The organism is Mesorhizobium sp. WSM4312, assembly GCF_002294875.1.
Classification (GTDB): Bacteria; Pseudomonadota; Alphaproteobacteria; order Rhizobiales; family Rhizobiaceae; genus Mesorhizobium.
Window position 1 is genome coordinate 321,894 of record NZ_NSFU01000002.1, and the last position, 19,616, is coordinate 341,509.

General features: G+C 64.3%; 19 protein-coding genes. 3 read left to right on the top strand and 16 right to left on the bottom strand.

The annotated features are described in order from the left end of the window. Positions 1-15: 15 nt before the first annotated feature. From CK228_RS04875 to cysG, 7 genes are all read right to left on the bottom strand, one after another. Positions 16-636 (bottom strand): DJ-1/PfpI family protein, encoded by a 621-nt coding sequence (locus CK228_RS04875; protein ID WP_095772468.1) that lies wholly within the window; start codon positions 634-636, stop codon positions 16-18. 184 nt (positions 637-820) lie between these two features. Next, entirely contained in the window at positions 821-2,428 is a 1,608-nt protein-coding gene (locus tag CK228_RS04880) for a GMC family oxidoreductase N-terminal domain-containing protein (protein ID WP_095787074.1), read from the bottom strand. A gap of 96 nt (positions 2,429-2,524) precedes the next feature. Continuing rightward, a complete protein-coding gene (locus CK228_RS04885) occupies positions 2,525-3,055 on the bottom strand; it encodes a DUF934 domain-containing protein (protein ID WP_095787075.1) in 531 nt (176 codons plus the stop codon). A 109-nt stretch (positions 3,056-3,164) separates the two neighbouring features. Beyond that, a complete protein-coding gene (locus CK228_RS04890; RefSeq protein ID WP_095787076.1) occupies positions 3,165-3,929 on the bottom strand; it encodes a phosphoadenylyl-sulfate reductase in 765 nt (254 codons plus the stop codon). Further along, positions 3,904-5,574 (bottom strand): nitrite/sulfite reductase, encoded by a 1,671-nt coding sequence (locus tag CK228_RS04895; RefSeq protein WP_095787077.1) that lies wholly within the window; start codon positions 5,572-5,574, stop codon positions 3,904-3,906. The genes CK228_RS04890 and CK228_RS04895 overlap by 26 nt, the downstream gene beginning before the upstream one ends. A gap of 44 nt (positions 5,575-5,618) precedes the next feature. Then, the gene (locus CK228_RS04900) at positions 5,619-5,912 is read right to left on the bottom strand and encodes a DUF2849 domain-containing protein (protein WP_095772463.1); all 294 of its coding nucleotides are present in this window, start codon (positions 5,910-5,912) and stop codon (positions 5,619-5,621) included. Then, entirely contained in the window at positions 5,909-7,363 is a 1,455-nt protein-coding gene (cysG, locus tag CK228_RS04905) for a siroheme synthase CysG (RefSeq protein WP_095787078.1), read from the bottom strand. Before cysG ends, CK228_RS04900 begins: the two co-directional genes overlap by 4 nt. Before the next feature lie 382 nt (positions 7,364-7,745). Here cysG and CK228_RS04910 point away from each other — a divergent pair, with 382 nt between their 5' ends. After that, entirely contained in the window at positions 7,746-8,195 is a 450-nt protein-coding gene (locus CK228_RS04910; protein WP_095772461.1) for a host attachment protein, read from the top strand. Positions 8,196-8,407: 212 nt separating this feature from the next. Beyond that, positions 8,408-10,192: a cation:proton antiporter gene (locus CK228_RS04915; protein ID WP_095787079.1), complete on the top strand. Its 1,785-nt coding sequence runs from the start codon at positions 8,408-8,410 to the stop codon at positions 10,190-10,192. On the opposite strand, the gene CK228_RS04920 is transcribed toward CK228_RS04915, so the two are convergent. Next, positions 10,193-10,999: a helix-turn-helix transcriptional regulator gene (locus CK228_RS04920; protein ID WP_095787146.1), complete on the bottom strand. Its 807-nt coding sequence runs from the start codon at positions 10,997-10,999 to the stop codon at positions 10,193-10,195. It abuts the gene before it with no gap. A gap of 102 nt (positions 11,000-11,101) precedes the next feature. Between CK228_RS04920 and CK228_RS04925 the strand changes: the two genes are divergently transcribed. After that, positions 11,102-12,022, top strand: coding sequence for a zinc-binding dehydrogenase (locus CK228_RS04925; protein WP_095787080.1), 921 nt, complete (start codon positions 11,102-11,104; stop codon positions 12,020-12,022). A gap of 25 nt (positions 12,023-12,047) precedes the next feature. Here CK228_RS04925 and CK228_RS04930 read toward each other — a convergent pair whose 3' ends face one another. The 8 genes from CK228_RS04930 to CK228_RS04965 all read right to left on the bottom strand — a co-directional run bounded on the left by CK228_RS04930 (position 12,048) and on the right by CK228_RS04965 (position 19,381). Continuing rightward, positions 12,048-12,800 carry an SDR family oxidoreductase gene (locus CK228_RS04930; protein WP_019861229.1) on the bottom strand — a complete coding sequence of 251 codons (753 nt, stop codon included), beginning with the start codon at positions 12,798-12,800 and terminating at the stop codon, positions 12,048-12,050. 90 nt (positions 12,801-12,890) lie between these two features. Beyond that, a complete protein-coding gene (locus CK228_RS04935) occupies positions 12,891-15,161 on the bottom strand; it encodes a transglycosylase domain-containing protein (RefSeq protein ID WP_095787081.1) in 2,271 nt (756 codons plus the stop codon). A gap of 354 nt (positions 15,162-15,515) precedes the next feature. Further along, positions 15,516-15,896 carry a hypothetical protein gene (locus CK228_RS04940; protein ID WP_095772457.1) on the bottom strand — a complete coding sequence of 127 codons (381 nt, stop codon included), beginning with the start codon at positions 15,894-15,896 and terminating at the stop codon, positions 15,516-15,518. Between the two features lie 500 nt (positions 15,897-16,396). Next, positions 16,397-16,543, bottom strand: a complete 147-nt coding sequence (locus tag CK228_RS04945) for a hypothetical protein (RefSeq protein ID WP_019861232.1) — start codon at positions 16,541-16,543, stop codon at positions 16,397-16,399. A 25-nt stretch (positions 16,544-16,568) separates the two neighbouring features. Continuing rightward, a complete protein-coding gene (locus CK228_RS04950; protein ID WP_019861233.1) occupies positions 16,569-16,823 on the bottom strand; it encodes a GlsB/YeaQ/YmgE family stress response membrane protein in 255 nt (84 codons plus the stop codon). Positions 16,824-17,015: 192 nt separating this feature from the next. After that, positions 17,016-17,213: a hypothetical protein gene (locus CK228_RS04955; RefSeq protein ID WP_095772455.1), complete on the bottom strand. Its 198-nt coding sequence runs from the start codon at positions 17,211-17,213 to the stop codon at positions 17,016-17,018. 84 nt (positions 17,214-17,297) lie between these two features. Next, a complete protein-coding gene (locus CK228_RS04960; protein WP_095787082.1) occupies positions 17,298-17,918 on the bottom strand; it encodes a ribonuclease D in 621 nt (206 codons plus the stop codon). Between the two features lie 77 nt (positions 17,919-17,995). Then, a complete protein-coding gene (locus tag CK228_RS04965) occupies positions 17,996-19,381 on the bottom strand; it encodes a M20/M25/M40 family metallo-hydrolase (protein ID WP_095787083.1) in 1,386 nt (461 codons plus the stop codon). Between the last annotated feature and the right edge of the window lie 235 nt (positions 19,382-19,616).

The window sequence follows — 19,616 nt, forward strand, 5'->3', positions numbered from 1 at the left end:
GAAGCAAACCCCTGTTCAGGCGGCCTGGCGCTCTTCGCGCATCAGGATCTCGCCATGGCGGATTTCGGTGCCAAGCACCTTCAGGCACTCACGGATGAAGTTGGACAGGCCCGGCCAACCCTTGGCCGACACCAGATTGCCGTCGACATGGGCGCCGGTCGGCGCGACGTCGATGTAGATGCCGCCGGCGAGCGTCACTTCCGGCTCGCAATAGTGGAGCGCCGCCACTTCCCTGCCCCGCACCACACCGTCGACCGCGATCAGGATCTGCACGCCATGGCAGATGGTGAAGATCGGCTTGCCGGCCTCGTGGAAATGCCGCACCAGCGCCTGCACCCGCTTGTCGATGCGGATGTATTCGGGACCGCGCCCGCCCGCCGCGTAGACGGCGTCATACTTGGCCGGGTCCACCTCGGAGAACGTCTTGTTGAGGATGTAGTCGTGGCCGGGCTTTTCCGTGTAGGTCTGGTGGCCTTCAAAATCGTGCAGCGAAGTCTTGAGGATATCACCGGCCTTCTTGTCCGGGCAGACGACATGCACGATGTGGCCGACGGCATGCATGGCCTGTTCAAAGACGAAAATCTCATACTCCTCGCTGAACTCGCCAACGAGCATCAATATCTTCTTGCCAGCCATTCCCGGTTCCTCCCTTGTGGCCATATTTATTTCGGGTCGCGAAATAATGTTCTCTATCCTAAGGGCAGGAGGGTCGCAGGGAAAGCGCAAATCGCCAAATTGGTATGACCAGTTTTCGGCCTTCTCGTCCGAAGGCGCTTCTCGGCAGACGAAAATAGCTTCGCTGGTTCGACCAGAGCCGCGGTCAGGCGGCGGCCTTGATCATGTCCGCCGCCTTTTCGGCAATCATGATGGTCGGAGCGTTGGTGTTGCCGCCGATCAGCGTCGGCATCACCGAGGCGTCGACGACCCGCAAGGCTTCAAGCCCGTGGACCCGCAATTGCGGATCGACCACCGCCAGGTCGTCGACGCCCATCTTGCAGGTGCCGGCCGGGTGATAGATCGTGTCGGCGCGGGCACGGATGTGGGACATCAACTCCGCGTCGCTCGAAACACCGGCGGTGTAGATTTCCTTGTGGCGATATCTGGCCAGCGCCGGCGCCTCCAGGATACCGCGCATCATCCTGACACCCTTGAGCAAAAGCCCGGCGTCGCGTTCGTCCGAAAGAAAGCGCGGATCGATGCGCGGTGGTGCCATGGGATCATGAGTCGACAGCCCGACCTCGCCGCGCGAATGCGGCCGCAGCACGCAGACATGGCAGGAAAAGCCATATCCCATATGCAGCTTGCGGCCATGATCATCCACGATCGCGATGCAGAAATGCAATTGCAGGTCGGGCCGTTCCATCGCCGGATCGGATTTGAGGAAGGCACCGCCTTCGGCATAGGGCGTGGCGATCATACCGCCGCCATCTTTCCGCCAGCGCAGCATGTGCCGCAGCAGGCCAGGTAGGCCGCGCAGACCGATGCCCATCATGTCGGCATCCCTTGATGTCCAGCCCATGATGAAATCGAGGTGGTCTTGCAGGTTCTTGCCAACACCGGGCAGTTCATGAATGACCGGAATGCCATGCATGGCAAGCTCGGCGGCCGGGCCAATGCCCGACAGCAACAGGAGCTGAGGCGAACCGAAGGCGCCACCACAGACGATCACCTCGCGCCTGGCTTTCGCGACGGCTTCGCCCTTCCCCGCGCGATACCGCACGCCGGTGGCGCGCTTGCCATCGAGGATGACCGCCGTGGCATGCGCACCAGTGATGACGGTAAGGTTCGACCTGTTCATGGCCGGTCGCAGATAGGCAGCGGCCGCCGAGCAGCGCTCGCCATTACGACGTTCGCCCCAGAATTGCGTCACTTGGTAAAGTCCGGCACCTTCCTGTTCGGCGCCGTTGAAATCATCGTTGCGCCGGATCTGGTTTTCGCCGCAGGCCTCGACAAAGGCCCGGGAGAGCGGACGTGGCTCTTGCTGCTCGGCAACCCGCAGCGGCCCGTCACCGCCATGCAGGGCATCAGCGCCGCGTTGATTGCCTTCCGCCCGCCGGAAATACGGCAGCACCTCGTCCCATGACCAGCCGTCGCAGCCGAGTTCGGCCCATTCGTCGTAATCGCCGCGGTGCCCGCGCGTATAGAGCATGGCATTGATGGCGCTGGATCCGCCCAGCGCCTTGCCGCGCGGCTGGTAACCCTTGCGGCCGCCAAGGCCCTGCTGCGGCACCGTCTCGAACGCCCAGTTGTTGATCTTTGGCCGGCCCGGCAACAATGCAATGATGCCTGCCGGCGCGCGGATAAGCAGGTCGCTGCCCGCGCCGCCGGCTTCGATCAGGCAGACCGTTTTCGATGGATCTTCGGACAGCCGCGCGGCAAGCGTGCACCCGGCGGACCCGCCGCCGGCGATGACATAGTCGAAATCCATGACTTCCTCCCTCGCACCCGGCGGATGTTTCCGTCCAGATGACCAAGAGAAGGCTCGATTACGGCCTATGTAAAGATGGGTGGAATTACCCCAACGTCAGCTGCGAACGCGCCGCCAGGAATATTTCGGGCCCTTGGGCTCCGGCACGGCGGCTGGCTGGTAGTAAAGCCCCAAGCCGCCGGTGCGTTCCTCTTGCAGGCGCTTCAGCAGCACCGGGTTGGAAATCTCGAACTCGTCGAAGCCGAGACGCAGCATATGCGGCAACGGATCGACCAGCACTTGGCCGGTGGCGCGAACGGCACCCTCGAAGCGGTAGCGGCCGCGCAGCAGTTCGGCCTTGGAGAAGGAGCGCCCATCGCTGAAGGCCGGGAAGACCAGCGCCACCAGCGACAGCTGGTCAAGCAGGTCGGCTATCTTCTCGAGCTGATCGCCCGGCTGCAGCACCACGCCGAGCCGCTCCTTGGCGGACCGGCGCACCTCGTGATCAAGGTCGAGGAACGCCTGCAGCGGCAGGATGAAGCGGCCATTGCCGGAAAGCGCGTCGGCACTTTCGGCATGGGCCCACTCGTCCTCGCGAAAACCCTGCGGGGTCCAGAGCCGGGTCTCCGGTGTCGTCGTTTCGGTCATCAAAATTCCTAAAGTCCCAAGATCCACGTCCGCTGAGAGCCCCTCCCGCACAAAACCGGCGGCCTCCGGGGAGGTCGCCGTTCGCAGGCCGGCTGGATATCAGCATACCCTATAGTGATGCGTCGGTCAGCGACTTCTCCAGTCCCGACAGGTGAATGCCGCACTCGGTCTTGGCATGACCGGCCCAGCGGCCGCTGCGCGCATCCTCGCCCGGCTGCACCGGTTGCGTGCACGGAAAGCAGCCGATCGACAGATAGCCATAAGCGACCAGGGGATTCTCGCGCAGCGCATGCGCCCGCATGTAGTCGGCCTGGTCCGAGGTCGTCCAGTGCGCCAGCGGATTGATGCGGATGCGCGGGCCGACCGCCTCGAACACCGGCAGCGCTGCCCGCGTCGAGGCCTGAAAACGCTTGCGGCCGGTGAACCAGGCGCGGAAGGGTGCCACGCCACGCGCCAGCGGCTCGACCTTGCGCACGTCGCAGCAGGCATCGGTGTTGCTCTGGTGCAGATTGCCCGTCGGGTCGATCCGCGCGAGCGCCGCCTCCTCGGGCTTGATGACCTGGATGTTGGTCAGCCCGAAATCGGCGACGAGCGCGTCGCGGTAGCCGAGCGTCTCTTCGAAATGCTTGCCGGTGTCGAGGAAGATGACCGGCAGCGTGCGGTCGATCTCGGCGATCATGTGCAGCAGCACGGCCGAATCCGCCCCGAAGGACGACACGGCTGATATCTCGTCGTGAAACAGTTCGCGGGCCGAGCGCTCGATGATCTCGAGCGGCTTCAGATGGCCGTAGAGCGCGTCAAGTCCCGCCGCCTTGGCGGCGACGCCGTCATCGGCGTCGGCTATATGGTCAAGCGGCCTTGGTTTCGCCAGCATAGAGCGCCTCCTTGAACGGCGCGGGACCGACACGGCGGTAGGCGTCGATGAATTTTTCCTGAGGGTTGAGCCGAAGGCCGAGATAGGTCTCGACGATCTGCTCGATGGCGTCGGTGATCTCTTCCGACGAGAAGCCGCGGCCGATGATCTCGCCGACCGACGTGTTCTCGTCGGCCGACCCGCCCAGCGTCACCTGATAGAGCTCGGAGCCCTTCTTCTCGACGCCGAGGATGCCAATATGGCCGACATGGTGATGGCCGCAGGCATTGATGCAGCCGGAGATCTTCAGCTTCAGTTCGCCGATCTCGCGCTGCCGCTCCAGCGAGGCGAAACGTTGCGAGATTTCCTGCGCGATCGGGATCGAGCGTGCGGTGGCCAGCGCGCAATAGTCGAGGCCGGGGCACGAGATGATGTCCGATATCAAATTGGAGTTGGCCGTCGCCAGCCCGATATCGACCAGCGCGTCATAGACCGCCTTGAGGTCGGCGCGCGCCACATGCGGCAGGATCAGGTTCTGCTCATGGCTTACGCGCAGCTCGTCGAAGGCGTATTTTTCGGCGATGTCGGCGACCGCTTCCATCTGGCTGTCCGAAGCATCACCCGGCACCTCGCCGATGCCCTTGAGCGAGATCGTCACCGCTGCGTAGTCGGGATGGCGATGCGTCACCACATTCTGGTCGAGCCACTCCGAAAAGCCTTTGGAATCAAGACGCGCCAGCTTGACCGCCTGGTCGCCTTCCGGCCGATCGGTGAGCGCCGGCGGCGCGAAATAGGCTTGGATGGCGCGGATATCGGCATCCGGCAGCCTCAGCTCGGCGTCCTTCAACGCCTGCCACTCGGTCTCGACCTGGCGGGTGATTTCCTCGACGCCGGTCTCGTGCACCAGGATCTTGATGCGTGCCTTGTACTTGTTGTCGCGGCGGCCATAGAGGTTGTAAACGCGCAGGATCGCCGTGCAGTAGGACAGAAGATCGGCTTCCGGCAGGAAGTCGCGAATTTTCCTTGCCACCATCGGCGTGCGGCCCTGGCCGCCACCGACATAGACGGCGAAGCCAAGCTCGCCGGCGGCGTTCTTCTTCAGGTGCAGGCCGATATCATGCGTCTGGATGGCGGCTCGGTCGCGCTCTGCCCCGGTCACCGCGATCTTGAATTTCCTGGGCAGGAACGAGAATTCCGGATGCACCGAGGACCATTGCCGCAGGATCTCCGCATAGGGACGCGGATCGGCGACCTCGTCGGCGGCGGCGCCGGCGAAGTGGTCGGCGGTAACGTTGCGGATGCAGTTGCCGCTGGTCTGGATGGCGTGCATCTCGACGCTCGCCAGATCGGCCAGGATCTCCGGAATGTCCGACAGCGCCGGCCAGTTGAACTGGATGTTCTGGCGCGTGGTGAAATGGCCGTAGCCCTTGTCGTATTTGCGGGCGATGTGACCGAGCATGCGCAGCTGCTTGCCGTTCAGCGTGCCATAGGGCACCGCGATACGCAGCATATAGGCGTGCAGCTGCAGGTAGACGCCGTTCATCAGCCTTAGCGGCCGGAACTGGTCCTCTGATATCTCGCCGGACAGCCGGCGCTGGACCTGGTCGCTGAACTCGGCGACGCGGGCCTGGACAAAATCGTGGTCGAACTCATCGTAACGGTACATGCTTCGTCTTTCAGGGCGCGTCCGCCCGTTTCACTCAAACCTGGCTATGCCGCACGCTCGGCCTGCTTGCCGAGATCGCCGCGGATGGTCGGGCCGGCGGCGCGGATCTTTTCACGCAGCCGCACCGGCTCGACGACACCGTCGACGACTTCCGCGTCGATCAGATTGACGTCGACCACTTCATTGTCGGCATGAGCCTTGGCGCCGATCGCCTCGAGGCGATCCTCGGCCGCCTTGTCATGCGCAAGATCGGCCTGGCCCACCGTCTCGGCCCAGCCGCCATCGGCGTACCAGACGGCGATGCCATCCGTCAGGCGGTTGGCGGTCAGTATCTTCATGGCTGAACTCTCTCGCTGGTGGCTTTGGCCGCGCCTTCATTCCTGTGTGCTGCCGCAAGCGGTTCGGACCGTTCGAAGTTGGCGCCGGCGACCGCATCGCCAATGATGGTCATGACCGGCCCGGAAAGATCGCCACGCGCTTCCAGCGATGGCAGGTCGGCCAACGTGCCGTGGAAACGGCGCCGGTTAGCAAGGCTGGCATTCTCGACCACGGCCACCGCCGTGTCCGGCGACAGGCCGGCTTCGATAAGCCGGCCGGCAACCTCGGCAGCGACGGAGCGGCCCATATAGACGGCGACGGTGGCGCCGGAAATCGCGAGCTTGGCCCAGTCGGGCAACGAATTGCCCTTGAGGTCGTGGCCGGTGGTGAAGACCATGGACGAGGAGACGCCGCGCAAGGTCAGCGGCAGTTCGAAATCGGCGGCGGCGGCAAAGGCAGCGGTGACGCCTGGAACCACCTCATAGGCGATACCGCCATCGCGCAGTGCCGCCATTTCCTCACCGGCGCGGCCGAACACCAGCGGATCGCCCGACTTCAGCCGCACCACGCGCTTGCCCTGCCGGCCAAGCTCCACCAGCAGCGCGTTGATTTCGGCCTGGCTCTTGCTGTGGCAACCCTTGCGCTTGCCGACCGGCAGGCGCTCGGCATCGCGGCGGCCCATGGCGACGACCGCCTCCGGCACAAGCGCGTCATGGACGATGACATCGGCTTCCATCAGCAGACGATGGGCACGCAACGTCAGCAGATCCTCGGCGCCCGGACCAGCGCCAACCAGCGCGATGTGGCCCGAAGCGGGTGCGTTCGATAGCAGAAGATCCACCGCCGCGTCATGCGCCTGCGACAGCTGGCCGGCTTCCACGGCATGCGCAGGCACACCCTGGAAAAAACTGTTCCAGAAGCGCCGGCGGGCATTGCCTTTCGGCAGCAATTTCTCGGCTGCCCCACGCAGCGAAGCAGCGAGCGTCGCCAGCGAACCGAGCGATGGCGACAGCATCTGATCGATGCGGCTGCGCAGCATCTGGGCCAGCACCGGGCCGGCGCCTTCCGTTCCGATGGCGATGGCGACCGGCGCACGGTTGACCAGCGCCGGAGTGAAGAAGTCGCAGAGTTCCGGCCGGTCGACGGCATTGACCGGAATGCCCAGTTCGCGCGCATCGGCTGCGACACGGCGGTCGAGCGCCTCATCGCCGCTGGCGGCAAATACCATGACCGCGCCTTCCAGCTGCGAGGCGTCATAAGCTGCCGCGACATGGTTGGCGCCGGACTGGGCAACAAAGGCAAGCAGCTCCGGCTCGGCATTTTCGGCGATGATGCGAAGCACCGCGCTCGACTGTCCGATCAGCCGCGCTTTGGCGAGGGCTTCCTCGCCGGCGCCGACGATGGCCACGGCTTCGCCCTCGACCCGCACGAAGACGGGGAAGGCATTGAGCTTGGCATTGGCCTGCGGCATGGGAAAAGCAATCCAGGAACAGTGTCGCAGTTTTACGCCGGGGCGCGAAAAACCAGAAGCAAAGCACTCGCGCATCCTGTGATGGCAGGCAATCGCTTTTTCGCAACTGCGAAAGGCAGGAGAAAAATATTCCACATCCGCGGTGCGGGCGGATTCACGTCCCTGAAACGAGCCTTGATTTCAGGTCTTTTTAGCCACTTGCCCTCTATCTGGCAAAACAGTTTTTTCTAATTTCTACCAATTCAGTAGATTAAAGTCGCCCACTGATGGATCGCCTGTTCAACCGCTGGCGGCACGGCCGTCGCTTCGCCGTAGGGGGGTGGAACGTTGCCGGGTTGATACGCGTTCCGAAGGGTAGCCATTCATCAAAAGGAGCGCTTTCATGGACACGATCAAACTGAGGCACGGCATCTGGGTCCTGGTGGCCGACGGTGAAAAAGCGCTCCTGCTCAAGAATGCCGGCGACAACAAGTTTCCAAATCTCGAAGTCGTGCAGGTGATGGAACAGGACAACCCGCCCACCCGCGAACAGGGAAGCGACAGCCCCGGCCGGTACAATGACGGCCCGTCCGTACACCGCAGCGCCGTCGAGGATACCGACTGGCACCGTATCGGCAAGGAACGCTTCGCGGAAGAGATCGCGGCCCGGCTCTACAAGCTCGCCCATGGTGGTGAGTTCGACAGCATCGTGCTTGTCGCCCCGCCGGTGATGCTCGGCGCCATGCGCAAGAAGCTGCACAAAGCGGTCGGTGACAAGGTGACGGCTGAAATTCCAAAAACCATGACCAACCACGCCATCTCCGAGATCGAGGCCATGCTGCAAGCAGCCTGACCGCAGGCGATGGATCCCAAAGCCAACGCAACAGTGAGTGCAAAACGGACCGGCGGCCTCTCGGCCGCCGGTCGAGCATTTTGCCGCCGCACCGTCGATTTTCGCACCTGCGGGTTGCATCACCGTCACCCCTTCCACCATATTGCAAAACAGGCGGCGGCTTAGGGCGGCGCACATCCGACATCGCAAACTTGAAAGGCGCTCCATAGACAATGCCGCATGACACGCCCCTTATCGCCACCATCGTCGCCGGTCTGGGGCTGGCTTTCGTCTTCGGGGCTCTGGCCAACCGTTTCCGCATTCCGCCGCTGGTCGGCTATCTCGTAGCCGGCGTCCTGGTCGGGCCGAATACGCCTGGTTTCGTCGCCGATGCCGGCCTTGCCAACGAACTGGCCGAGATCGGCGTCATCCTCTTGATGTTCGGCGTCGGCCTGCATTTCTCGCTGAAGGATCTGTTGTCGGTCCGCGCCATCGCCGTGCCCGGCGCCATCGTCCAGATCGGCTTTGCCACGGCACTCGGCGCCGGACTGTCCTGGATGCTCGGCTGGTCGATGGGCGCGGGGCTGGTGTTCGGCCTGGCACTGTCGGTCGCCTCGACCGTGGTGCTGCTGCGCGCGCTTCAGGAACGCCGGCTGATCGAGACCGAACGCGGCCGCATCGCCGTCGGCTGGCTGATCGTCGAGGATTTGGCCATGGTGCTGGCCCTGGTGCTGCTGCCGGCCCTTGCCGGCGTGCTCGGTGGCCAGGAACAGGCCGATGTCCACTCGAGCGGCCTGCTGTCGCTGCCGGCCGGCTACGGCATCTGGGGCGTCGTCGGCATCACGCTCGCCAAGGTCGCCGCTTTCGTCGTCGTCATGCTGGTGGTCGGCCGCCGGGTGATCCCCTGGATTCTGCACTACGTCGCCCATACCGGGTCACGCGAATTGTTTCGTCTCTCGGTGCTCGCCATTGCGCTCGGCGTCGCCTTCGGCGCGGCGAAACTGTTCGGCGTCTCGCTGGCGCTCGGCGCCTTCTTCGCCGGCATGATCATGAGCGAATCCGAGCTTAGCCACCGCGCGGCCGAAGAATCGCTGCCGCTGCGCGACGCCTTCTCGGTGCTGTTCTTCGTCTCGGTCGGCATGCTGTTCGACCCGTTCAGCCTGCTCAGCAACGGCCTGCCGATCCTGGCGACACTGGCCATTATCGTCATCGGCAAGTCGCTGGCGGCGTTCGTCATCGTCGTCGTCTTCGGCTATCCCCTGGCGACAGCCCTCATGATTTCGGCCAGCCTTGCCCAGATCGGCGAATTCTCCTTCATCCTGGCCGAACTCGGCGTCGGGCTGAAACTCTTGCCCGAACAGGGCCGCGACCTGATCCTGGCCGGCGCCATCCTGTCGATCGTGCTCAACCCGCTGATGTTCCTGGTCATCGACTGGATGAAGCCGTCGCTGGAGGCCCGCGCCGCCAGGACGGCGCCGCCGGCGGACGCCAAGCCGGTCGGTCCGGCGACCGAACCGGGCCAGGTCGCCTCGGTCGTCGCAACAGCCCAACAGGAAGACGGCCCTCCGCCGAAGACGGCGCTTACCGGCCATGCCATCCTGATCGGTTATGGCCGTGTCGGCGGCCTTGTCGGCGCGGCGCTGAAAGAAGCAGAGCTGCCCTTCCTCGTCATCGAGGACGCCGACAAGACACTGGCCAAGCTGAAGGCCGATGGCGTCGAGAGCGTCGCCGGCAATGCCGCCAACGCCGAAGTGTTCGCCGCCGCCAATCCCGAAGGCGCCAGCCGGCTGATCCTCGCCATCCCCAATGCGTTCGAAGCCGGCCAGATCGTGCTCAGGGCGCGCGCCGCCAACCCCGGCGTCAACGTCGTCGCCCGGGCCCATTCCGATGCCGAGGTCGAGCATCTCAAGGGGCTCGGCGCCGACACGGTGATCATGGGCGAGCGCGAAATCGCGCGCGGCATCGTCGAAGAGGTGCTCGGTCACAAGCCATCTGCGACCGAACCGTCCGCCGCCTGATCACCGCACGAATGCTGACCCGCCATTGCGTGCGATGCTGCTGAGATACTGTGCGGGAGGCTTGCCGAGCGCCTTCCTGAACATGGTGATGAAGGCTGTGACGGACTCATAGCCGAGATCGCCCGAAACCCGCTGAACGCTGGCGCCCGAAGCCAGTTCCCTGATCGCAACGATCAGGTGCAATTGCTGGCGCCAGCGGCCAAAGCTCAAGCCTGTCTCCTTGACGACAAGACGAGCAAGACTGCTCTCGCTGAGCGCGACACGCTTGGCCCATTCGGCCAGCGTGCTGCGATCGGCAGGATCGTTCGCCAGTGCTTCCGCGATCCGCTTCAGGCGCGGTTCGGAGGATAGCGGCAGATGCAGTTGCTGGACAGGCATATCGGGCAATTCGGCCAGCAGGACGCTTCCCAGGAAAGCACAGCGCGCGTCATCAGGCGCGCAGTCCGACAGTTCGATGATCAGTTCGCGCAGCAGCGGCGAGATCGAAAGTGTGCAGCACCGATCCGGCAGCACAGCCGCGCCCGGCTCGATATAGACGAAGAAAATCCGCGCATTGGCCGTCGCGATGTTGCTGTGCTGCATGCGGCTTGGCACCCACACGCCGCAATGGGGCGGCACCATCCAGAGGCCACTGGGCACGCGGCAGGTGACGCCGCCGCCAAGCGCGAAGACGAGTTGCCCTTTGCGATGCCAATGATCCGACACCTCGGCCTTGGTCTCGGTGACGTCGACGCGCACGGCGATCGCCGGAGCAAGGACGTCATCGACGTCGAAATCGAGCCATGGGTAGCGAAGCGGCTGTCTCATCATTGACGGTTTTTAGCGATGAATTGCCCTTATATCCAGATTGTTCGTCAGCACAAATCGATAGGCTTGGGTCGTTCTCGCCAATCGGCAAAGGTGTACCCCATGCTCGCCCTCACCATCTCTTCCGACAATGCCGTCAGACTGAAACTCGCCGAGGTGGACGAGCCACAGCCTTGCGCGAACGAGGCTCTGGTCGCCGTCGGCGCAACCTCGTTGAACCGCGGCGAACTGCGCCTGCTCACCATACGCCCGGACGGCTGGATACCCGGCCAGGACATCGTCGGGGTCGTGGAGCGAGCGGCAGCCGATGGTTCCGGGCCGGCCGTGGGCACCCGCGTCGTGGCTTTGGTCGACGAGGCCGGCTGGGCCGAACGCGTCGCCGTTCCGACTGACCGTCTCGCCGTCCTGCCGGATGAGGTCAGCTACGTTTCCGCGGCCACGCTCCCCGTGGCGGGCACGACAGCGCTGAGGACCTTGCGCCATGGCGGTGATCTGGCCGGCCAACGGGTGCTGATCACCGGCGCGAGCGGTGCGGTCGGCCGTTTCCAGATCCAGATCGCCCGCGAACAAGGCGCCTCGGCGACGGCAATCGCCGCCGCCCGGCATGCCGGCGATCTCCGCGATCTCGGCGCCGAGCAGGTGGTCGAGGCGATCGAGCTGGCCGAGGGACCATTTTCGCTGATCACCGAGTCGGTCGGCGGCGAAAGCCTCGCCCGCGCGATCGAACGCGTCGCGCCCGGCGGGACCATCGTCATGTTCGGTTCAAGCAGTGGCGAGCTCACGCCCATCGGCTTCCGCCAGTTCGTTCCGGGCCATGAGGGGGCGCGGCTTCAGACCTTCGCCTACTACACGTCCGGCTCAGGCATTGGCGCCGATATCGCCGCGCTGCTCGCCCTGGCCGCGGCCGGCCGGCTGGAGACCCGCATCGCCTTGACCGTGCCGTGGACCGATATTGCCCAGGCCCTTGAAGCCCTGCGGCAGCGCAGCTTCAGCGGCAAAGCTGTTCTCACCATGGCCGGATGAGCAACCCCAGCCGAAGTCGGCTTGCTCACACGTGCTGGCCGCCATTGATGTGGATTTCCGAGCCCGTCACATAGGACGCCTGCTGCGAGCATAGGAAGAAGATGATGTCGGCGACCTCGGCCGTGGTGCCCAGCCTTCTCAGCGGGATCGTCTCGACGATCTTTTCCGTGCCCGGCGACAGAATCGCCGTGTCGATCTCGCCGGGTGCAATGGCGTTCACGCGGATGCCGTGCGGGCCAAAGTCATGCGCCATCTCGCGCGTCAGCGAGCCGAGAGCCGCCTTCGATGTCGCATAGGCGGTGCCGGCGAAGGGATGCACGCGGGTGCCGGCGATCGAGGTGACATTGACGATCGAGCCCTTGGCCGTCGCCAGCTCCTTGAACAGGCCGCGCGCCAGCATGATCGGCGCGAAGAAATTGACCTGGAACACGTCGCGCCAGACATGCATCGGCGTGTCGATCGAGTTCATGCGGCTGTTGCCGTCCTTCAGCTTGGGCGAAATGCCGGCATTGTTGACCAGAGCATTGAGCTGGCCGCCATGTGCTTCCAGCCGATGGCGGATTTCCGAGACGGCGATGCCGACATCTTCCTGATCGGCAAGGTCGACCTTGATGTGGTCCTCGGGACCTGCCGGCCACGGGCAATCCTCGGCGAAAGCCTGACGCGAACAGGTGATGACGCGCCAGCCCTCGCGCGAAAAGCGCTTGACCGTGGCATGGCCGATGCCACGGCTGGCGCCGGTCAGCACGATGGTTTTTCTGGTGTCGAGTTCGGCCATGTCACGGTCTCCGGCCGGAGGTGTAGCCGAACACCGTGGCGCTGGCGAGAGGCGGATTGACGCCGCTGCGAACCGCCGGGGCGATCGCCGTCAGCCGCCGCCCAGAATATCCAGGATCGAGGTCTGCTTCCTCTTCTTCAACGGACCGCCAACATTGCCCGGCGGCACCGGATGGCCGACCGAAGCAGTGGTGCCATCATCCGCTGGCATGTTGAAGCCATCCGCGTCGACGGTCTGGGCAGGCCGCGCCACCCGGGCCGGCGCCGGCGCCTGGGTTGCCTGTGCGGCTGGCGCCTGCTGGCCAACCGAGGCTGACGGAACCGGCGCTGGCTGGTTGTTGTCGGCCGACGGTATGTCGTCGGGCACTATCGTATCGGCCGGCGTCGACTTCCAGGTGCCGGGCAGCGGCCGCACCGGTACGCCTTCATGTGCGGCAACCATGAATTCGTGCCAGGCCTGCGCCGGCAGCGCGCCGCCGGTGACCTTCTTCATCGCCGTGCCATCATCATTGCCGAACCACACACCGGTGGTGAGATTGGCGGTATAGCCGACGAACCAGGCATCGCGCGAATTCTGGCTGGTGCCCGTCTTGCCGGCCGACGGCCAGGCGAAGGCCGCCTTCTTGGCCGTGCCGACCTCGACGGTGCCGGTCATCATCGAATTCATCATGCCGACGATCTCGGGTTTCACCACACGCGGCGCGCTGCCGCCGGCGCTGTCGTAGAGCACCTTGCCCTCGGCGGTCGTGATGCGGCGGATGAAGTGGATGTCGGGCTTGTAGCCGCCATTGGCGAACGGCACATAGGCCGACGTCAGCTCCAGCGGCGTCACTTCCGAGGTGCCGAGCGCGATCGAGGTGTTGGCCTGCAGTTCGGACTGGATGCCCATGCGGTGCGCCGCTTCCAGCACCGCGTTTGGCCCGACCTCCATGGTCAGCTGCGCGGCGACCGAGTTCAGCGACTTGGCCAGTGCCGTCGCCAGCGTGACCTTGCCAAAATACTTGCCGCCGTAATTGTCCGGCGTCCAGTTGCCGATCTTGATCGGCGCGTCGTTGCGGATGCTGTCGGGCGTGCGGCCGGCTTCCAGTGCCGCCATGTAGACGAACGGCTTGAACGCCGAGCCGGGCTGCCGCCGCGCCTCGGAGGCACGGTCGAACTGGCTGGTCGAATAGTCGTAGCCGCCGACCATGGCGCGCACCGCGCCGGAATCGTCGATCGACACCAGCGCGCCCTGGGTGACGTTGAGCTTCTTGCCGCTTTCGTCGATCAGCCGGCGGATCGACTGCTCGGCGAGTTTCTGCAGGTTCAGGTCGACGGTGGAGTCGATGACGATGTCGCCGCGCACGTCGCCGATCAGGTCGGGCAGTTCTTCCATGATGGTGTCGGCGACATAGTTTTCCGAGCCGGTCCAATAGGACGGCGCGCGCGTCGCCGGCGCGCTGAGCGCCGTCTTCAGCTCCTTGTCGCTGATCTTGCCCTCTTCACGCATGGCCGCGAGCACGAGCTGCGAACGCTCCTCCGCGGCCTTCGGATCGCGCGCCGGCGACAGCCGCGACGGCGCTTTCAGCAAGCCCGCAAGCAGCGCCGCTTCCGAGAGCGTGACGTCACGCGCGCTCTTGCCGAAATAACGCCGCGAAGCCGCCTCGACACCAAAGGCGCCGGAGCCGAAATAGACCCGGTTGAGGTACATTTCGAGGATCTGGTCCTTGGTGTGCTTGTGCTCCAGCCACAGCGCCAGCAGCACCTCCTGCACCTTGCGCTCCAGCGTGCGGTCGGGCTTCAGGAACAGATTCTTGGCCAATTGCTGCGTCAGCGTCGAACCGCCCTGCGAGAAATGCCCGCCCATGAGGTTGGTCACCATGGCGCGCGACAGGCCGATCGGATCGACGCCGAAATGCGAATAGAACCGGCGGTCCTCGATGGCGATGACGGCTTCGGGAATGTAAGGCGACATTTCGTGCAGGCCGACGGCTTCGCCGCCGCTCATGCCCCTGTTGGCGAGCAACTGGCCATCGGCCGAGACGATCTTGATGTTGGGGGCACGGTCGGGGATCGACCAGGTGGTGGCCGCCGGCATCTTGGCGCCGTAATAGACGACGACGCCCGCCACCGCGATGCCGCCCCAGATGGCAAGCACGAAGCACCAGTAGAACAGACGGCCGAGCACGCCGAACAGGCCGCGCCGGCTCCTGCCGCGCCCACCGCGCGACGATTTCGCCTTCGACGATTTGCGTTTTGCGGAGGCTTTGCGGTTGCTCGGCACGACGCGGTCCTCCTCGCTCACCGAAAGACCCGGCTGGGATCGCGCCTGCGGCGGTCCCTCGAAACTGGGCTCGATGCGGCTGTCTCTGCGGTTCGCCATGCGCTGCGCTTGCTGTCCCCGGTGCCAATGGCGCTCCGGTTGCAGAGTAGATGCGGCGATTTAAGGGCGGGTTAAGTCGGAAAAATTCGAGGCGATTGATAATCAAATGCCTTGGGCCTGCGGTCATCGCGTTGTTCGAGCCCCTGATTTTGGTGCTGGCAAACGATCGCGCCCGCCGCGATGGAACAATCCTCGCCGTGGCATTTTGTCCGGGCGCCAAGGCCCGAACCATTCTCAGCCGTGACCCAGGCGGTCGCGGACATGTTCCATGTTGGGGCGCGATCGCAAATGGTCGCGGCTACGCGTTCGACCGCACCCCAAATCACCCGTCACCAGGCAATCACCTGGTGGACATCAGCCGATCGCCGCACGAACCGAGAGCGCTGCCCTCGACGATTGCATAACCTCGCCGACATGGCAGTAGCAGACGATCTCGTGCAGTTGGTGGTCGGTCAGCTCGAAGAAGCGCTTGGCTTCGCCATAACTGTCGTCTTTCAGACCCTCGTCGTGCAATATGGGGTCAGTGAAGGCAACCGCTATCGGCGAGCTATCGGCTCGCATGACATCGCGTTCCGCCGGCGCGCGGTATTCGGTCCCGGCAAGCGCCATCAGGAGCCGGCTGGGCTCACGTTCAAGAAGCTCGGCCCAACGTATGAGACGTTGGGTTCGGCTCATTACCAGCTGTGTGTTGACCTCGGCCACTGCATGCAGTTGGTCTAGTGTTTGGTGTTTCATGGCAACCTCCTAGCAATAGGTTGGTTGATCCCAAACGCCCTGTATCCGCATTATAGCGCCAGAGCGCCGATCCGTCATTCTAATTCCATGCCGGGATAATGGCGCTTCCGGCACTACGCCGATGCAATGGCCCCGTCTTGCCGGCAGTTTTCAACTCCTCCGCGTATCGACGACAGCGCGAAAAGGGCCAGCGTCTGCTCCTCGCAGGTCATCGCCACGACGCTGTTCGACCGGTCGATATCAAGGCCTTTCGGGCCGCCTTCCTCGGGGCTGGCCTGCCGCGCAGGAAGGCGTCCTCGTCGAGCATGGTCACCTAGCGCGCCGGCGTGCGATGCCCGCTCCAGTCACCGTCGCCGTCATAGACATCCACCATCCGGCTGCCGGCGACGGCGATGTGCCGATCATGGCCTGTAAAGCGCACGCCATGCGGATAGCCGGCGTGCTGCGGGACGCCGGCGCGCCCGGTGTCGGGCCTGACGCCGCGCCCCGTCGACGGGAACTCAGTTCTGCTGGATCGAAATGCCCTTGTCGTCGATCTTGAGTTCGACGCCCTTCGGCTTGGTCTGCTCGCGGTAGACATAGACGCCGAGCGCGATGACCACGACGACGAGCGCGCCAATGATGAGATAGAGCGTATTCTGCTTCATGGCGCGCCCTTTGTCGTTTCGAGCCTCAGGCTCGTTTCAGGACCTTGACCAGCACCAGAAGGATAATGGCGCCGATCGTGGCGTGGATGATGGAAGCGATGATGCCGCCGCCGATGGAGAAGCCGATCCGCGGTAACAGCCAGCCGGCGATGAACGCGCCGACGATGCCGACGATGATGTTGCCAATGAGGCCGAAGCCGAAACCGGAAACGATGAGACCGGCAAGCCAGCCGGCGATGGCACCGATGATGATGAAGACGAGAAGGCTTTCTACGCCCATGGCGATTTCCTCCGAGCAAGGGGGCGAGCGCGGAGCGAAAGGCTCCGAATCGGCCCCGATATCAACGGCTTCAGGCTATTCGAAAGCAGCTGGCCCCGCCAGCGGCGCTCGCTGGAGCAATTCCAGGAAAAGGGTAAAGCGGTTTTTCCCGGGAAAAGCGCGCAGCGCTTTCCCTCGGGGATTGCGTCAAAGCTAATCGTCGTCGCTGGAAGCGGGCCGCCAGCTGGTCGGCTCGACCTTCTTTTGCGTGTGGCTGTCGGTGTAGACCCACCAGCCATCATCGCGATATTGCCCGATGGATTCGTTGATGACGCCGTCGCCGTCCTTCCAGGTGACTGTGACCTTGGAGCCATCGGTCGGCGCGGTTGCAATCGGCTTTCTGTCGGCCATGTCATCCCCTTTTCCAGCCCACAGAAACGCGACGGCTGGCATCTGGTTCCCAACCGGCCGTCGGGCGCGGATGTCGCGAAGGCGTCAGCTGTGCGCGAAGATATCCTCTTCGCCCCAACCCATCAGGTCAAGCTTGGCCCGCGTCGGCAGGAAGCGGAAGCAGGCATCGGCCTCCTTTGTCCGCCCCTCGCGCGCCAGCCGCCCGGCCAGCACATCCCGCAGCCGGTGCAGATAGAGCACGTCGGAGGCGGCATATTCGAGCTGCTCGGGCGACAGCGTTTCGGCCGCCCAGTCCGAAGATTGCTGCGCCTTGGACAGGCCGACGCCGAGAAGCTCGAAGCAGATGTCCTTCAGCCCGTGCCGGTCGGTATAGGTGCGGGTCAGCCGCGAGGCGATCTTGGTGCAGAACACCGGTTCGGGCATCACCCCGAAGGCATTGTAGAGCACGGCAAGATCGAAGCGTCCAAAATGGAACAGCTTCGTCACGCCGCGGTTCTTCAGCAGGCTGACGAGGTTCGGCGCCTTCTTCTGGCCGGGTGCGATCTGGATGACGTCGGCGCTGCCGTCGCCAGGCGATATCTGCACCACGCACAACCGGTCGCGATGCGGGTTCAGACCCAGCGTCTCGGTGTCGATGGCCACCGCCCCGACATTGTAATGCGAAAGGTCGGGCAAATCATGCTTGTGGAAACGGATGTCGGCCATGGTCTTCTCCGGTCGCAGCGTTCCCCGTCCTCGCCGCGATCCGGTGAAAAATCAACAGGAAAACGTCTTTTCGCCGCTCAGCGCGTCAGAGCATCGAGAATACGGGCCCAGGAGCGCTGGCCCTTGTGGAAGGATGAGAGCTCATATTTCTCGTTGGGCGAGTGGATGCGGTCATCGTCGAGGCCGAAGCCGACCAGCAACGATTCCATGCCGAGATAGGTCTGGAAGTCGCCCACCACGGGGATCGAGCCACCGCTGCCGGTCGTCACCGCGGGCTTGGGCCATTCGTCGGACAGCGCGGTCTTGGCCTTGGCCAGGAATGGCGAGTCGTAGGAAAGCTGGATCGCCGGCGAGCCGCCATGCGGATGGAATTCGACCGAGCAGTCGGCCGGAATGCGCTCCTTGACGAATTTCTGGAAGGCGGCGCGGATCTTGGCTGGATCCTGCTTGTGAACGAGGCGGAACGACACTTTTGCCGAAGCTTCCGCCGCGATCACCGTCTTGAAGCCCTTGCCGGTATAGCCGCCGATGATGCCGTTGAACTCGGCGGTCGGCCGCGCCCATGTCAATTCCAGCACCGAGCGGCCTTTTTCGCCCGACGGGATGGACAGGCCGACAGGCCCGAGGAAGGTCTCGGCCGTTTCGCCGAGCGTCTCCCAGGATTTCAGTACCTGCGTCGGCGTTTCCTCGACGCCGTCATAGAAGCCCGGAATGGTGATGTGGCCATCCTTGTCGTGGATATCGGCCAGCACCCTGGCCAGGATGCGGATCGGGTTGGCGGCGGCCCCGCCATAGAGGCCCGAATGCAGGTCGCGGTCGGCGGCCTTCACCGTGATCTCCTCGCCGACCAGCCCGCGCAATGCCACGCAGATCGACGGGGTTTCACGGTCCCACATGCCGGTATCGCAGACCAGCGCGAAATCGGCCTTGAGCTCCTCGGCATTGGCCTCGAGGAACGGTTTCAGCGACGGCGAGCCGGATTCCTCCTCGCCCTCGAACAGGATGGTGACGCGGCACGGCAGATTGCCATGCACCTGCTTCCAGGCGCGGCAAGCCTCGACGAAGGTCATCAGTTGGCCCTTGTCGTCGGCCGCGCCGCGCCCGGTGATCACCTTGTGGTCGGGTCCGACTTGCTTGATGGCCGGCGCGAACGGATCGCTTTCCCACAATTCGATCGGGTCGACCGGCTGCACGTCGTAATGGCCATAGAACAGCACACGCGGCGAACCGGCCGGCCCCTCGTGATGCGCAACCACCATCGGGTGTCCCGGTGTGTCGCGAACGCTGGCGTCGAAGCCGACCAGCTTGAGCTCCGCCACCAGCCATTCCGCCGCCTTGCGGCAGTCGGCGGCATAGGCCGGATCGGTGGAGATCGACTTGATCCTGAGCAGGCCGAACAGGCGTTCCAGGCTCTGGTCGAGATTCTGGTCGAGACGGTCGAGGACGGGGGAAACTGCGGACATGTGTGAAGCCTTTCGATTCAGTGCCGGAACCGTAAAGGCAGAGTGGGGAAACGAAAAGCCCGGGACGATTGGACCACGGCGCGAGTCGGCTGCCGCAGGCAAAAAAAAGACCGCCGTGGTGGAGGGGGAACCACGGCGGCCTCATACTCGAAACGATGCGGCAGCCCGGAGAGGGGGGATAGGCTGCCGCAGTTGTCCGGGATAGGCGGGGGACGGGCCTTGCTCCGGACTTCGG

Excerpts from the sequence above, each read along its gene's own strand:
- CK228_RS04875 (WP_095772468.1), bottom strand. The coding sequence starts at position 636 with ATGGCTGGCAAGAAGATATTGATGCTCGTTGGCGAGTTCAGCGAGGAG.
- CK228_RS04880 (WP_095787074.1), bottom strand. The coding sequence starts at position 2,428 with ATGGATTTCGACTATGTCATCGCCGGCGGCGGGTCCGCCGGGTGCACG.
- CK228_RS04885 (WP_095787075.1), bottom strand. The coding sequence starts at position 3,055 with ATGACCGAAACGACGACACCGGAGACCCGGCTCTGGACCCCGCAGGGT.
- CK228_RS04890 (WP_095787076.1), bottom strand. The coding sequence starts at position 3,929 with ATGCTGGCGAAACCAAGGCCGCTTGACCATATAGCCGACGCCGATGAC.
- CK228_RS04895 (WP_095787077.1), bottom strand. The coding sequence starts at position 5,574 with ATGTACCGTTACGATGAGTTCGACCACGATTTTGTCCAGGCCCGCGTC.
- CK228_RS04900 (WP_095772463.1), bottom strand. The coding sequence starts at position 5,912 with ATGAAGATACTGACCGCCAACCGCCTGACGGATGGCATCGCCGTCTGG.
- cysG (WP_095787078.1), bottom strand. The coding sequence starts at position 7,363 with ATGCCGCAGGCCAATGCCAAGCTCAATGCCTTCCCCGTCTTCGTGCGG.
- CK228_RS04910 (WP_095772461.1), top strand. The coding sequence starts at position 7,746 with ATGGACACGATCAAACTGAGGCACGGCATCTGGGTCCTGGTGGCCGAC.
- CK228_RS04915 (WP_095787079.1), top strand. The coding sequence starts at position 8,408 with ATGCCGCATGACACGCCCCTTATCGCCACCATCGTCGCCGGTCTGGGG.
- CK228_RS04920 (WP_095787146.1), bottom strand. The coding sequence starts at position 10,999 with ATGAGACAGCCGCTTCGCTACCCATGGCTCGATTTCGACGTCGATGAC.
- CK228_RS04925 (WP_095787080.1), top strand. The coding sequence starts at position 11,102 with ATGCTCGCCCTCACCATCTCTTCCGACAATGCCGTCAGACTGAAACTC.
- CK228_RS04930 (WP_019861229.1), bottom strand. The coding sequence starts at position 12,800 with ATGGCCGAACTCGACACCAGAAAAACCATCGTGCTGACCGGCGCCAGC.
- CK228_RS04935 (WP_095787081.1), bottom strand. The coding sequence starts at position 15,161 with ATGGCGAACCGCAGAGACAGCCGCATCGAGCCCAGTTTCGAGGGACCG.
- CK228_RS04940 (WP_095772457.1), bottom strand. The coding sequence starts at position 15,896 with ATGAAACACCAAACACTAGACCAACTGCATGCAGTGGCCGAGGTCAAC.
- CK228_RS04945 (WP_019861232.1), bottom strand. The coding sequence starts at position 16,543 with ATGAAGCAGAATACGCTCTATCTCATCATTGGCGCGCTCGTCGTCGTG.
- CK228_RS04950 (WP_019861233.1), bottom strand. The coding sequence starts at position 16,823 with ATGGGCGTAGAAAGCCTTCTCGTCTTCATCATCATCGGTGCCATCGCC.
- CK228_RS04955 (WP_095772455.1), bottom strand. The coding sequence starts at position 17,213 with ATGGCCGACAGAAAGCCGATTGCAACCGCGCCGACCGATGGCTCCAAG.
- CK228_RS04960 (WP_095787082.1), bottom strand. The coding sequence starts at position 17,918 with ATGGCCGACATCCGTTTCCACAAGCATGATTTGCCCGACCTTTCGCAT.
- CK228_RS04965 (WP_095787083.1), bottom strand. The coding sequence starts at position 19,381 with ATGTCCGCAGTTTCCCCCGTCCTCGACCGTCTCGACCAGAATCTCGAC.